The 12,357-nt window shown below is 50.9% G+C and carries 16 protein-coding genes; 12 read left to right on the top strand and 4 right to left on the bottom strand.

Translation table 11 applies throughout. The features are described 5' to 3' along the window. The first annotated feature begins 33 nt into the window (after positions 1-33). A complete protein-coding gene (locus L9W92_RS01390; protein WP_240081966.1) occupies positions 34-939 on the top strand; it encodes an S-layer homology domain-containing protein in 906 nt (301 codons plus the stop codon). Positions 940-1,240: 301 nt separating this feature from the next. Here L9W92_RS01390 and L9W92_RS01385 read toward each other — a convergent pair whose 3' ends face one another. The 4 genes from L9W92_RS01385 to L9W92_RS01370 all read right to left on the bottom strand — a co-directional run bounded on the left by L9W92_RS01385 (position 1,241) and on the right by L9W92_RS01370 (position 4,332). Beyond that, on the bottom strand, positions 1,241-2,581 hold the full coding sequence (locus tag L9W92_RS01385; RefSeq protein WP_240081965.1) for an ammonium transporter: 1,341 nt from the start codon (positions 2,579-2,581) through the stop codon (positions 1,241-1,243). A 194-nt stretch (positions 2,582-2,775) separates the two neighbouring features. Continuing rightward, positions 2,776-3,060, bottom strand: coding sequence for a hypothetical protein (locus L9W92_RS01380; RefSeq protein WP_240081964.1), 285 nt, complete (start codon positions 3,058-3,060; stop codon positions 2,776-2,778). A 74-nt stretch (positions 3,061-3,134) separates the two neighbouring features. Further along, positions 3,135-3,473: a P-II family nitrogen regulator gene (locus tag L9W92_RS01375; RefSeq protein WP_240081963.1), complete on the bottom strand. Its 339-nt coding sequence runs from the start codon at positions 3,471-3,473 to the stop codon at positions 3,135-3,137. A 187-nt stretch (positions 3,474-3,660) separates the two neighbouring features. Further along, positions 3,661-4,332 (bottom strand): Crp/Fnr family transcriptional regulator, encoded by a 672-nt coding sequence (locus L9W92_RS01370; RefSeq protein WP_240081962.1) that lies wholly within the window; start codon positions 4,330-4,332, stop codon positions 3,661-3,663. A gap of 217 nt (positions 4,333-4,549) precedes the next feature. Between L9W92_RS01370 and ilvN the strand changes: the two genes are divergently transcribed. From ilvN to L9W92_RS01315, 11 genes are all read left to right on the top strand, one after another. Further along, positions 4,550-5,041: an acetolactate synthase small subunit gene (gene ilvN, locus L9W92_RS01365; RefSeq protein ID WP_240081961.1), complete on the top strand. Its 492-nt coding sequence runs from the start codon at positions 4,550-4,552 to the stop codon at positions 5,039-5,041. Positions 5,042-5,170: 129 nt separating this feature from the next. Further along, positions 5,171-5,446 carry a CopG family ribbon-helix-helix protein gene (locus L9W92_RS01360; RefSeq protein ID WP_240081960.1) on the top strand — a complete coding sequence of 92 codons (276 nt, stop codon included), beginning with the start codon at positions 5,171-5,173 and terminating at the stop codon, positions 5,444-5,446. 3 nt (positions 5,447-5,449) lie between these two features. Further along, positions 5,450-5,800, top strand: coding sequence for a type II toxin-antitoxin system PemK/MazF family toxin (locus tag L9W92_RS01355; RefSeq protein WP_240081959.1), 351 nt, complete (start codon positions 5,450-5,452; stop codon positions 5,798-5,800). Positions 5,801-5,854: 54 nt separating this feature from the next. After that, positions 5,855-7,015, top strand: coding sequence for an amidohydrolase (locus L9W92_RS01350; RefSeq protein WP_240081958.1), 1,161 nt, complete (start codon positions 5,855-5,857; stop codon positions 7,013-7,015). 162 nt (positions 7,016-7,177) lie between these two features. Continuing rightward, the gene (locus L9W92_RS01345; protein ID WP_240081957.1) at positions 7,178-7,582 is read left to right on the top strand and encodes a response regulator; all 405 of its coding nucleotides are present in this window, start codon (positions 7,178-7,180) and stop codon (positions 7,580-7,582) included. Between the two features lie 113 nt (positions 7,583-7,695). Further along, positions 7,696-8,235, top strand: coding sequence for a tRNA (adenosine(37)-N6)-threonylcarbamoyltransferase complex ATPase subunit type 1 TsaE (gene tsaE / locus L9W92_RS01340; RefSeq protein ID WP_240081956.1), 540 nt, complete (start codon positions 7,696-7,698; stop codon positions 8,233-8,235). Then, positions 8,222-8,926, top strand: coding sequence for a tRNA (adenosine(37)-N6)-threonylcarbamoyltransferase complex dimerization subunit type 1 TsaB (gene tsaB / locus L9W92_RS01335; protein WP_312038051.1), 705 nt, complete (start codon positions 8,222-8,224; stop codon positions 8,924-8,926). Before tsaE ends, tsaB begins: the two co-directional genes overlap by 14 nt. A 4-nt stretch (positions 8,927-8,930) precedes the next feature. Continuing rightward, positions 8,931-9,410: a ribosomal protein S18-alanine N-acetyltransferase gene (gene rimI / locus L9W92_RS01330; RefSeq protein WP_312038046.1), complete on the top strand. Its 480-nt coding sequence runs from the start codon at positions 8,931-8,933 to the stop codon at positions 9,408-9,410. A 214-nt stretch (positions 9,411-9,624) separates the two neighbouring features. After that, the gene (locus L9W92_RS01325) at positions 9,625-11,640 is read left to right on the top strand and encodes a cell division protein FtsA (RefSeq protein WP_240081954.1); all 2,016 of its coding nucleotides are present in this window, start codon (positions 9,625-9,627) and stop codon (positions 11,638-11,640) included. Between the two features lie 117 nt (positions 11,641-11,757). Then, the gene (locus L9W92_RS01320) at positions 11,758-11,997 is read left to right on the top strand and encodes an AbrB/MazE/SpoVT family DNA-binding domain-containing protein (protein WP_240081953.1); all 240 of its coding nucleotides are present in this window, start codon (positions 11,758-11,760) and stop codon (positions 11,995-11,997) included. A gap of 3 nt (positions 11,998-12,000) precedes the next feature. Beyond that, entirely contained in the window at positions 12,001-12,336 is a 336-nt protein-coding gene (locus tag L9W92_RS01315) for a type II toxin-antitoxin system PemK/MazF family toxin (protein ID WP_240081952.1), read from the top strand. Positions 12,337-12,357 lie beyond the last annotated feature (21 nt).

Raw genomic sequence — 12,357 nt, 5'->3', positions numbered from 1 at the left:
CGGCGGTAATGGTGCGTCACTGTTCCCTCCAACATGCTGACCGGCCTCAGAAATATGGACGGACGAAAGGCGGAGGTTGTCATCAGCGAGGGCGACAAGTCCAAGCTTCCGCCGGGCATACAAAACAAGATAGGCGACAAGCCGCTTATCCAGCTCACGCTTCTCATCGACGGCAAGCAGACCGACTGGAAGAACAGCGGAGCGCCGGTGACGGTATCCATACCGTATAAGCCGACGCCGCAGGAGCTTAGAAACCCGCAGGGCATCGTAGTCTGGTACATCGACGGCGACGGCAGGGCGGTCAGCGTCCCGAACGGAAAATATGACCCGAGAACAGGCATGGTGACCTTCACGACGACGCATTTCAGCGATTATGCGGTTGCTTATAATCCCGTTGAGTTTGGCGATGTGGCGGAGGGCGCGTGGTATTACGGCGCGGTGTCCTTCATCGCGGCGCGGGAAATAACCAACGGCACCGGCGGCGGCAATTACAGTCCCGAAGCCGGGCTGACGCGCGGCGAGTTCATCGTCCTGATGATGCGCGCTTACGGCATCGACCCCGACGAAAACCCGGCCGGCAACTTCGCGGACGCGGGCGACACCTACTACACCGGCTACCTCGCTGCGGCAAAGCGGCTGGGTATCTCGGCGGGCGTCGGGAGCAACCTGTATGCGCCGGATAATCAAATCACCCGTCAGGAGATGTTCACCCTGCTGTATAACGCGCTGAAGGTCATCGAACAGCTCCCCGAAGGAATTTTGGGTAAGGCGCTGACCGACTTCGCGGACAGCGGCGATGTGGCTGCATGGGCGACGGAGGCTATGACGCTGCTTGTCGAAACCGGAACCGTATCCGGCAGCGGCGGCAGGCTTAACCCCACCGGCACGACAACCCGCGCTGAAATGGCGCAGGTGCTGTATAATTTGCTGGGGAAGTAAAAGACATTCGAAAGTAAAAAACATTCAAATGGGAAGACAGGCCGCGGGTCAATTCGCTCAGCCTGTTTTCTCTATATCGTTAGCTACGGGGTCAGCCCTTGACATTGGACAGCTTTGCGGACATGTCCGCAAAGCTGTCCAATGTCAAGGGCTGACCCCGGCCCGTATTGTCAAGAAAAGAAGCCACAATCTGTGACTTCTTTCTTTTCCGTATCAGTTTGGGGTATGGTTCAACAAGTTGCCCTGTTAAACCGTGCCTTTCGTGCCGTGCCTTTACGTAGTTTTAAGCGCGTTGATGTTATTACGGCTTAATATTGGGGGCGGAATTCACCGCCAGCGTTTTCTGCGGTTGCATACCGCCGAAGGCGTGGGCCGGGTTCTCTTCGACGTCGTAAAGCGGGTTTGTCATCAGTCCGGTGTATGCCGTGATGCCGTGTTCGTTCAAATCCAGTCCTTCGAATTCTTCCTGGGCGGATACCCGGACACCGACGGTTTTCTTCAATAGGGTAAACACCAGATAAGTGGCGGTGAAAGCCCATACCGATACTGACAGCACGCCGAGCGCCTGAACGCCCAGGAACTCGGCGCCGCCGCCGTAAAACAGGCCGCCCTGCTGAGCAAACAGGCCTACCGCAAGGACTCCCCAGGTGCCGCCCGCCCCGTGAACGGCGATGGCGCCCACCGGATCGTCGGCCTTGATTTTGTCAAAGAAGCTCACAGCCAGCACTACCAGTACCCCGGCCACCCCACCGATGATCACCGCGCTGGCCGGCTGCACATAAGCTGTCCCGGCCGTGATGGCGGCAAGTCCTGCCAACGCCCCGTTCATAGCCATGCTGGGGTCGGCTTTACCGTATTTAAACATGGTGAACAGGATACCGGCGGTACCGCCCGCCGCCGCGGCCAGGTTGGTGGTCAGGGCGATGCGGGCTATATTCATGTCCAGTCCGGAGAGGGAACTGCCCGGATTGAATCCGAACCAGCCGAACCACAGAATAAAGGTGCCCAAAAAGGCCAGGTGCAAGTTGTGAGCGGGCAAAACATTTAAAGTGCCGTCTTTGTTATATTTCCCCGTGCGCGGGCCGAGCACCAGCACGGCTGCAAGAGCGCTCCAGCCGCCTACGGCGTGCACAACCGCCGATCCGGCGAAATCCAGCATCCCGAGTTTTCCCAACCAGCCGTTGACCCCCCACACCCAGTGGCCGGCGATAGGATAAATCAAGGCGGTTGCCACCGCGGTATAGATAATGTAAGGGCCGTATTTCATCCGCTCGGCGACCGCGCCGGAAACGATCGAGGCCATGGCCATGGCAAAGGCCGCCTGGAACAGCCAGTAAGCGTAGATGGGTATTCTCAGTTGAATGTGGCTCAAGTCCCCGCCGATCAAAAACCCGCTGCTTCCGAAAACGCCGGCCCGGTCCAGGCCGTACATTATGCCGAAGCCTATCGCCCAGTAACTGAGCATCCCGATTGTACTGTCGGTGAAAACCTTCATCACAATGTTCATTGAGTTCTTGGCGCGGATAAAACCTGCTTCCAGGAAGGCGAAACCGCCTTCCATAAAGAAGACCAGGGCTGCGCAGAGCAGTACCCATATGGTATCCACGCCGGACGCCAGATCCTGTATATTGATTTCAGCCATTGGTTTCTACCCCTCCCATTTCTTCCATGAAAATTTGCCATCGGCGGCCCACAGGCTTGCAACGCGGCGCCTGTTCCAACTCTCCCGAAAAAAATAAAAACGCTCTTTAAGACCGGTTATTATTCATACCGGTCAAAAAGAGCACCTTCGCCCTATTCAACATCCCTGTTGAATATAATTTGCGTGTGTATACCTTATATCGCGGCAGCGGCTTTCTCTTTGCCTATGGCGCGCCGCCATTTATCCACGACATCATGCTTGTGCGCGCCTGCGGATTCCTCAGCCAGGTCCAATAAAACTCTTAAATCATTGATATTAATCAGGAATACTTCGTGAGTTCCCGGTTGTTTGCACTGGTGGAAAATGCCTCTTAATTTGCTAATACGGCAGCTTGAACAATGCTGACGGGTAAGCAGACAGTTATCGCAGCATTTTTCAAACAAGCCTTCAATTTTTTTAAAATCGTCATCGTCCATCAAGATAGTTCCAAACCTCCCATAAAAATAAAAACGCCCCAAATAGACATTTCAAGGGCGTCGTTGACCTTGTTTTTTTATAGCGCGTCTTGGCCTGATTCGCCGGTACGGATGCGAAAAGCGTTTTCCACAGGTAAAATAAAAATCTTTCCGTCACCGATTGCGCCTGTATATGCTGCTTCTTTGATCATGCTCACTACGTCTTCGGCCTGATAGTCACTGATAACAATCTCCAGCTTGATTTTCGGCAACAGGTTGATGCTGTATTCATTGCCGCGATATACGCCAACCCTGCCTTTCTGCAATCCGCAGCCTACTACCTGGCTTACGGTCAAACCGTGGATGTTGTACTTGCCTAGAGCGTCTTTAACTTCCTCCAGCTTTTCCGGGCGGATAACGGCTTCGATTTTTTTCACAAAACAACCTCCTTGTTGTTTTTTTGCTAAAGTAAAAGGTGTCTCAAATGCCATAAATCTCATAGCATTTAAGGACACCTTTGGCCTCAACTCGATACATCAGCGTATCTTACTATCATGTTTATCTTAAGTTATTTTAACCCGGCGGTGTATTTTTGGCAAGGGGATATATCCGTAAAAATTGCCGCTACATCACTTGCTGGTATAGATTGTCCAGGTTAATCACTTGAAGTTTTTTCCGGGTGACTTTGATTAAATTGCTCTCCTGCAATTCAGCGAGCACTTTTGTCATCGTTTCCCTGGATATTCCGACAAGCTTGGCGAGTTCCGCGTGAGTCAACTGCAGGGATATGTTGATTTCCCCTTCTTCCGGCCGGCCGTATACTTTGGCCAGGCTGATTAAGTTGTAGATCACCCGGGAACGGGCGTTTAAAAATACCAGTTCCTCAATTTGTCTGTTTGCCTGCTTTAACCTGTTTGATAAAATTTCAATAATTTTCACGGATATTTTTGGTGTTTCCATTAACAAGGACCGGAAGTTAACTTTTGGTATCACCAGTACGGTAGTATGTTCAAGTGTTTCAGCCGTGGCCGTGCGCAGGCCGAGGCCGAAAAGGGTCATTTCTCCCAAGATGTCGCCTTCGCTTAATATTGCCAGCGTTTTTTCCCTACCGTCTTTGTGCAGCTTTGAAACCTTGACATGACCGGAAGTGACGATATATATGCCGTCGGTTTCTTCCCCCTCGACGAATATGGTTGTTCCTTTGGGGTAAGTCCGCTTGGCGATCCACTTTACCACCCGGTCCAATTCACTCTGCTCCAGACCCTCGAAAATTGATATTTTATTTAAATTGATCATAATGACCTCCGGAACTTTCCGTAGCTATATAATAACATAAAATCCATTTGAAATCTTTAAGCTAACTTTATACCGGCTTTGTTTATCAGTTTAAGAAAGAAAGACTTTTATGCTTTATTTATGGTATAATATGTGCTATGAATGCTTTTATAATCTTATAAAGCTTACTTTTATACAGCATTCACATTGTTCATATTATCGGGCGGGAGGGTTGAATTTGAGACATACTCTGGCAGTGTTGGTAACCAATAAACCTGGCGTCCTGGCCCGGATATCCGGACTGCTCAGCAGGAGGGTATTTAACATTGAGAGTATCGCCGCCGGATATACCGAAGAGCTCGGAGTTACACGCATTACTATTGTTATCCAGGGAGATGATTATATCCTGGATCAGGTGATGAAGCAGTTGTCAAAGCTGGTCGACGTTATTAAGATAGTTGAACTGAAGTATGAAGACTCGGTAGCCCGCGAGCTCGCTTTAATCAAGGTGAATGTCGCAGTCGACCGCAGGTCTGACATAATCAATCTTGTTTCAGTGTTTCGGGCCAATATAATTGACGTGGGCAAGGTTACTATGATTATCGAGATACTGGGTGATGAGAATAAAATAAACGCGTTTTGCGCGGCGCTGGAGGACTACGGTATTGTGGAGATGGTGCGCACCGGGAAAGTTGCCCTGCTGCGCGGTCACGACGCGGTGAAATACTGATATTTTTAAGAGTCGGTAGCCCAAAATAAGAGAATTAGATAATGGTTTGCAGCGCCCCAAAATGCCGAATTCCGACTCCTGAATTCTGAATACTTTAACTATTACCGCTTCATGAAGGAGGTCCGGTTGGTGCCACGGGTCAAGAAAATTATAGTCAGTTTGCCCGATCCGCTTCTGGCCGAAGTGGACCGGATCGCGGCCGCCGAGCAGATCAGCCGGAGCGATGTTGTTGGCGAGGCCGTGAAGCTTTACATTGAAGACTGGAGAAGGCGGTTGTTCATTGAGCAAATGAAAAAAGGATACATTGAAATGGCTAATATAAACCTCGCGCTTGCCATTGAGCATTATCGCTTGGAATCAGAAGTAACCCAAAAGTTCGAACTACCGGGGACGGAGGTAAAGTGAGTCATGCTGATCCGCCGGGGTGATATTTTTTATGCCGATCTGAGTCCGGTTGTCGGCTCGGAACAGGGGGGGACAAGGCCGGTGCTGATAATACAAAATAACATTGGCAACCAGTACAGCCCTACCACTATTGTTGCCGCGATCACGTCCCAAATCGCCAAGGCCAAGCTTCCGACACACGTTGAGATGCCGTCTCACCCGGGTGGCATGGGGAAGAATTCAGTAATACTGCTGGAACAAATCAGGACTATAGACAAAAGCAGGCTTCTGGAAAAGATAACGTCTCTTGACAGCGAGATGATGATTAAAGTAAAACAGGCTGTGGAAATAAGTCTCGGTTTGTTGGATTTATAAAAAAGAATTTCCATAGGAGGATGTTTTTTTTTAACAAAAAGGGGTGGCGGTCAGGTGCTGGCTGTTGCAGGCGGCATGATTATTACCATGGCGGGGCGCGTAATAGATAGAGGAACCCTCCTGGTAGATAAAGGCAAAATATTCGGAATTGAGCAGGGGATGGTAATTCCCCCGGGCGCGGATAGCGTTGACGCGACGGGAAAAGTGGTTATGCCCGGAATGATTGACGCGCACAGTCACCTCGGCATTGTTGAAGAGATATACCGGGAAGAAGGGGATGACTGTAACGAAAGCACCGACCCGGTCACTCCGCACTTGCGCGCCATCGACGCAGTCAACCCGGCTGATCTGGGATTTCGCGACGCTCTCGCGGGAGGGGTCACTACTGTTGTGACAGGACCTGGCAGCGCCAATATCATCGGTGGTGAAATGGCGGCGGTAAAGACGTACGGTACTGTGATAGATGATATGATCGTCCGCTTCCCGGCCGGTTTAAAGGCCGCTTTAGGTGAAAATCCCAAACGCAGCTACGGGCGTGAAAAGAAAACGCCCGCCACCCGCATGGCTTCCGCGGCTATTTTGAGAGAAGCGCTGGCGCGCGGACAGGAATACCTAAAGAAGTCTGCCGCCGGCGGTGCCGGAAATGCGGCAGCTGTCGAGAAAGACCTGAAGATGGAGGCGCTGGCCAGGGTGCTGAAACGGGAGATTCCTCTGCGGGTACACGCCCACCGCGCCGATGATATCATGACCGCGGTCCGCATCGCCCGGGAATTTCAGGTGGAGTTGGTTGTCGAACACTGTACCGAGGGCCATATTGTAGCGCGGAAACTGGCAGAGCTGGGGGTTCCCGCCGTCATTGGACCGGTGATCACAAACCGGGCCAAAGTAGAAATGCAGGGACTGACTCTGCAAACGGCCAGAGTGCTCTCAGAGGCCGGTGTACTGTTTGCCATAATGACCGACCACCCGGTCGTGCCCATTCAGTTCCTGGCAATATCCGCCGCCATGACTGTTAAAGGCGGTTTGACCGTGGACGCCGCTCTGCGGGCGGTTACTATTAACGCCGCGAAGATATTGAAGCTGGACCACCGCCTGGGTAGTTTGGAACCGGGAAAAGACGCTGATTTTATCGTATTGGACCGGCATCCCTTTGACTTTCTTTGCCGTGTGGAAAAAGTCTTTATAAACGGGGTAAAGGTTTATTCAATTGTATAGAAGTTTCTCACCGGAGAACAAAATGTTGGTTAAATTGATAAATTATTAAAGAAACAAGAGAAACTTCTTCAGAAATATTGCAATTAGTTGTCGAAATGATATAATTGAATTATTAAACTGAATTGCTATATAATGTAAATTTATTGTCGGGAGGTGATTGAAATGCAGCAAGAGCCGTTAAATGTTCTAATTGTTGACGATCAGGCCGGGGTGCGTTATTTGCTTGAAATTGTTGTTCAGGATTCAGGTCATCGGGCTTATACAGCTAGTAATGGACTTGAAGCAGTTGAATTGGCTCGTTCTATCCGTCCCGATTTAGTCTTTATGGATGTACGGATGCCCTTGATGGGGGGGCTGGAGGCTTTGGAAAAAATAAAAGCGCTGGCCCCCGAAACAAACGTGGTGATCATGACTGCGTTCAGTTCGGAACAAACGGTGTCGCAAGCTATGAAAAAGGGAGCGCTTACCTGCATCGGCAAACCGTTTGACGTGGACGAGCTAAAAGAATTCCTGCAGAGATTTGACAGGAATTGCCCAACTTTTGGTAAGACCGCGGCAAGCGGTTGAATAATTTCAATATTGTTTATTTCCTTCCGATAGCGGGAGGGGTTTTTTGTTTTTTGGGCAAACTTTTTGTTATAATGAAAAGTATAAAATGTCAGTATCTGTTATAATATTTAATGTTTAACCCTGGTCGGGGTAGAGGCGTTAAAGATATCGGGGTGAAAGTGTTGCTTGCAATTAAGACTACAACACCGGAAGAAACCGCCTGTGTCGGGGAAAAGCTAGGCGCCTTGCTGCGCGCGGGTGACGTGGTTTGTCTGAACGGTGACCTTGGGGCCGGAAAAACCCGGTTTGCCCAGGGAGTGGCCTGCGGCATGGAGGTCGCCGGGCCGGTGACCAGCCCCACTTTTACCCTCATAAATGAGTATCAGGGCCGGCTGCCTCTGTATCATATGGATTTTTACCGCCTGGAAGACGCGCTGGCATTAGAAGATCTGGGTTATGAAGAATATTTTTACGGCAATGGCGCGACGGTAATAGAGTGGGCGGAGCGCGTGGCTGAACTGCTCCCGGAAGTAAGACTGGATGTCTTCATTGACAGGATTGACAGGAGTCCGGAGAGTGAGGACGTCAGAAAGATCACTTTTGTTCCATATGGGGAGGGCATGACAGGCTTGATTGAGGAGTTGATGGACCTTGTATGTGCTGGGGATTGAATCTGCCACTCCGGTGGCCGCGGTTGCCGTCGCCGGTAGGGAGGGAATCCTGGCCGAGCGCATGGTTTTAAATAAAAGAACCCATTCGGTAAACCTGCTGCCGATGATTAAGGCGGTACTCGAAGACGCGGAGGTTGAACGCCGCAACCTGGCCGGCATAGCGGTGTCCAGCGGGCCGGGCTCTTTCACCGGCCTGCGGATTGGCATGAGTACCGCCAAGACTTTGGCCCAAGTGTGGAAGCTGCCGGTGACGGGTATTTCCACCCTTGATACCCTCGCTTACGCGCTTGACGCACATAAGCGTTTAGTATGCCCGATATTAAACGCGCGAAAGAATGAAGTGTACACCGCTGTTTATGATCATACCGGCCAGGCTCCGGTTTTGCTGGTGAGTCCAAGGGCCGTGCGGATAGAGGAATTAATCGAATTGTTGGCGGGTTATCAAAAGCCGGTGACTTTTTTAGGAGATGGCGTGCCGGTTTACGAGCTCCGGCTTATAGCCGGACTGGGGCCGTTGGCGGCATTTGCCCCGCTGGCCGCGGGCTACCCGAGGGGCGCCGTGGTAGCCGAGCTGGGCTTGGCCGCGTTCGACAACGGCAGGGGCGTCAGCCCCCTGCGGTTGCAGCCTGAATATATCAGGCTTTCCGAGGCTGAGGTAATTTGGCGGAAAAAACACTGTTCCGGGGGATAGCATAGTGAAAGTTGCTTTTTGTGAAATGAGTCCTGAACACCTGGATCAAGTGTTTAAAATCGAACAGGCGTCTTACCCTGCTCCCTGGTCCCGCCAGACTTTTTCTTCCGAAATAAAAAACAGTTTCGCCCATTATATTGTGGCGTTAGTAAATAAACAGGTGGCAGGCTACGGGGGAATGTGGCTTGTTCTCGAAGAGGCGCAGATCACCAATGTGGCGGTGCATCCCGATTACCGGATGAATAATATCGGCAAATTGCTGATGATGGAATTGATCAGGCGGGCCGCTTTGATGGGGGTCTTCAAGATGACTCTGGAAGTGCGTCCGTCAAACCTGGTCGCGCGGCATCTTTACGCTACTCTGGGTTTCATTGAAAAAGGGCTGAGGAAAAAGTATTATACCGACAACAATGAAGACGCTATCATTATGTGGAAAAATGGGCCTGACAACGGACATGGTGTATTGGTGAACCGTAAAATTTGAACGAAGCTACAAGCAAAAAAACCGGTATGAGCGGCAAAAGGACTATTGCAGGGCCGAAACATGAGCCTGCGTGTCCCTGCGTGCCATTTAAAGCAAGTTCACGAGTTAGTTGAGCTGGACGGGGATATATTGATGAATAGTTGATTAACGGGAGTATATGGGTTATACTTCTTGTTGAAATTTACCAAGGGAAATTCAAGCTTTGAGGTGTAAAATGGCAAAAATAATTCCCTCCGCGGAAAACTCCATATTCGCCCTGGATATTGGGACAAGAACGGTAATCGGCATCGTGGCCCTGGTGGAGTCGGGCCTGCTGCGCATAGTGGCCCAGCATCTGGCTGAGCACGGCAGCCGGTCCATGTTTGACGGCCAGATTCACGATATCCCCAAAGTCGCGGACACTGTGCTGGAAGTCAAACGCGCTCTTGAAAAAATGGTTGGGTTTAAGTTGAACAAAGCGGCCATAGCCGCCGCGGGAAGGTCCCTGGCAACCAAACAGTGCCACGTGGAAATGGAAATTGATGACCATGTGGAAATAGACGGCACTATGGTAAACAGCTTGGAAATAACCGGGATCAGGAGCGCCCACCAGGAGGTTGACACGGCTATTGCCGGAAGCACGGAGAAATTTTATTGCGTGGGCTACAGTATTGTCAAATATTATTTAAACAACTACCCGGTCACCAATTTAATCGGGCATCGCGGCAAGATTATCGGCGCCGACGTTTTGGCTACTTTCCTGCCGGAATCGGTGGTGAACGGGCTTTACGCGGTGTTGGGAAGAGTGGGTCTGGAGCCGGTGAACCTGACCCTGGAACCAATCGCGGCCATCGAGGTGCTGATTCCGGAAAGTATGAGACTGTTAAATCTGGCGCTGATTGATATCGGCGCGGGCACATCGGATATCGCCATCACCAGAAAGGGGGCGGTGGTGTCGTACGGCATGGTGCCGGTGGCCGGTGACGAAATAACCGAGGCTGTGGCCGAAGCTTTATTGGTTGACTTTAACTGGGCGGAAAAAATTAAACGGTCAATGGAAAAAGGCGGGAAGATAGTTTACAAAGATGTTCTGGGGGTCGAGAACACGGTTACCGCCGCTGAGGTGGCTGCCGTGATCGAGCCGGTATTGGACAAGATGGCCGGTGAGATAGCCGGGTCCATTATTAACCTCAACGGCGGAGAACCGCCGCGCACAGTCTTTTGCGTGGGAGGCGGCTCGCGTTTGCCGGGGCTGACCGGCAAACTGGCGGAAAAGTTGGGCATAGACGCGCAAAAAGTCGCCGTCCGGGGGAGAGCGGCCGTCCAGAACCTGACTGTCGACGAGGAAGGCCTGGACGGACCCGAAGGGGTTACGGTAGTGGGGATTGCCACAGTGGCCATCAAAAAACTGGGGCAAAATTTTGTTACTATTAAAGTTGACGGCAAGGAATTCCGCCTTTTTAATTCAAAGGACCTTAATGTGTCAAACGCCCTCAGCCTGTTGGAGTTCAATCCCAGGGATTTAATCGGGCAAAACGGCAAGGATTTGAAATTTACCCTGAACGGCAGGCCCGAGGTGGTTTACGGGAGCTTGGCCAGTCCGGCGGAGATATACATAAACGGTGAAAAGGCCAATTTGAAATCAACTATAAAAGACGGAGACGAGATTAATGTTTTAAAAGCCGGGACCGGTGCGGACGCCAGGGCTTACGTCCGGGATTTCCTGGACGGCCTGGAAGGAGTCAGCATTACTTTGAACGGCGAACCCAGGGCAATCGAGCCGGTTTTTATTATCAACGGGGAAACAGCTTCTTATGATTGCGAGATAATGGATGGCGACCATCTGGAGATAAAAACGGTCAAAACCGTGGGAGAGCTTTTTGAGACAGCCGATCCGGCGGATCAGCCAATCAAGGTTAACGGTGTTGCAGCAACCTTGGAACAAGTTTTAAAGGACGGGGACTATGTAACGTTTGTCAAAAAAAAACTCCCGGGCTCTGAGAGTGATGACCCGGCGGTAGACGGGAGCGGTACGGGCCGGTTGTCCGGCGAAGCAATTTCCGTCACGGCAAACGGGAAAAAAATCAACCTGACTGGGAAAAAGCATTATATCTTTGTGGATGTGCTTAACCATATCGAGCTGGACCCGGCGGCGCACACCGGCCCGCCGGTGTTGCGCCTGAACGGCGCCGCCGCCGGGTTTACCGACGCGCTGAAAGAAGGGGACGTCATAGAAATATACTGGCGCTAAGTGGAAAGTCAAAGCGGGCATGCGCCACATTACCCGTTACGGTTATAGCGCGCTATGTTAATTATATATTGACGCAAGTATATACTATGTATATACTTATGTCGGAGGTGACGCACCGTGTATACTACTATTCAAAAATGGGGAAACAGCCAGGCGGTCCGTTTGCCAAAAGTTGTATTAGAGGATGCCGCCATGCGCGAGAACGACAGGGTGGAAATAAGAGCGGAAAAAGGATGTATCATTATTAGTCGTGCAAATAAAAAACATAAAACGATAGAAGAACGCTTGGCCGGTTATAGTGGTGATTATAGGAGCAGGGAGTGGGATACAGGCAACCCGAGGGGAAAAGAGGTGTAGGTAATGCCCTACACACCTGCACAGGGAGATATCATAACCCTTGAGTTTGACCCACAGGCGGGACATGAACAAAAAGGCAGGCGTCCGGCGTTGGTGGTCAGTAATGATACTTTTAACAACTTTACCAAAATCGCGGTTGTCTGTCCGATAACAAACACCAGTCGCGGGTTTCCATTGCATGTGCCCCTTGATGAAAGAACTGCCACCACAGGTGTTATAATGTGCGAGCAGGTAAAGGCATTAGACATGCTCGCCAGGAAGGCAAGGTTTAAGGAAAAAGCTCCGGCGGATATTCTTGAAGAAGCAGTTGATATACTGGTTGGGTTTTTTAAAAAATAAAAACAATAACAGGCCTTAGTT

The sequence above is a fragment of the Pelotomaculum terephthalicicum JT genome, from assembly GCF_022410535.1.
In the GTDB taxonomy this organism is placed as follows: domain Bacteria; phylum Bacillota; class Desulfotomaculia; order Desulfotomaculales; family Pelotomaculaceae; genus Pelotomaculum_D; species Pelotomaculum_D terephthalicicum.
The sequence above is the reverse complement of the archived record's forward strand: the minus strand, read 5'-3'. Positions and strand labels throughout refer to the sequence as shown.

Excerpts from the sequence above, each read along its gene's own strand:
- L9W92_RS01315 (WP_240081952.1), top strand. The coding sequence starts at position 12,001 with ATGCCCTACACACCTGCACAGGGAGATATCATAACCCTTGAGTTTGAC.
- L9W92_RS01390 (WP_240081966.1), top strand. The coding sequence starts at position 34 with ATGCTGACCGGCCTCAGAAATATGGACGGACGAAAGGCGGAGGTTGTC.
- L9W92_RS01355 (WP_240081959.1), top strand. The coding sequence starts at position 5,450 with ATGCTGATCCGCCGGGGTGATATTTTTTATGCCGATCTGAGTCCGGTT.
- L9W92_RS01345 (WP_240081957.1), top strand. The coding sequence starts at position 7,178 with ATGCAGCAAGAGCCGTTAAATGTTCTAATTGTTGACGATCAGGCCGGG.
- L9W92_RS01325 (WP_240081954.1), top strand. The coding sequence starts at position 9,625 with ATGGCAAAAATAATTCCCTCCGCGGAAAACTCCATATTCGCCCTGGAT.
- L9W92_RS01385 (WP_240081965.1), bottom strand. The coding sequence starts at position 2,581 with ATGGCTGAAATCAATATACAGGATCTGGCGTCCGGCGTGGATACCATA.
- L9W92_RS01370 (WP_240081962.1), bottom strand. The coding sequence starts at position 4,332 with ATGATCAATTTAAATAAAATATCAATTTTCGAGGGTCTGGAGCAGAGT.
- tsaE (WP_240081956.1), top strand. The coding sequence starts at position 7,696 with ATGTTTAACCCTGGTCGGGGTAGAGGCGTTAAAGATATCGGGGTGAAA.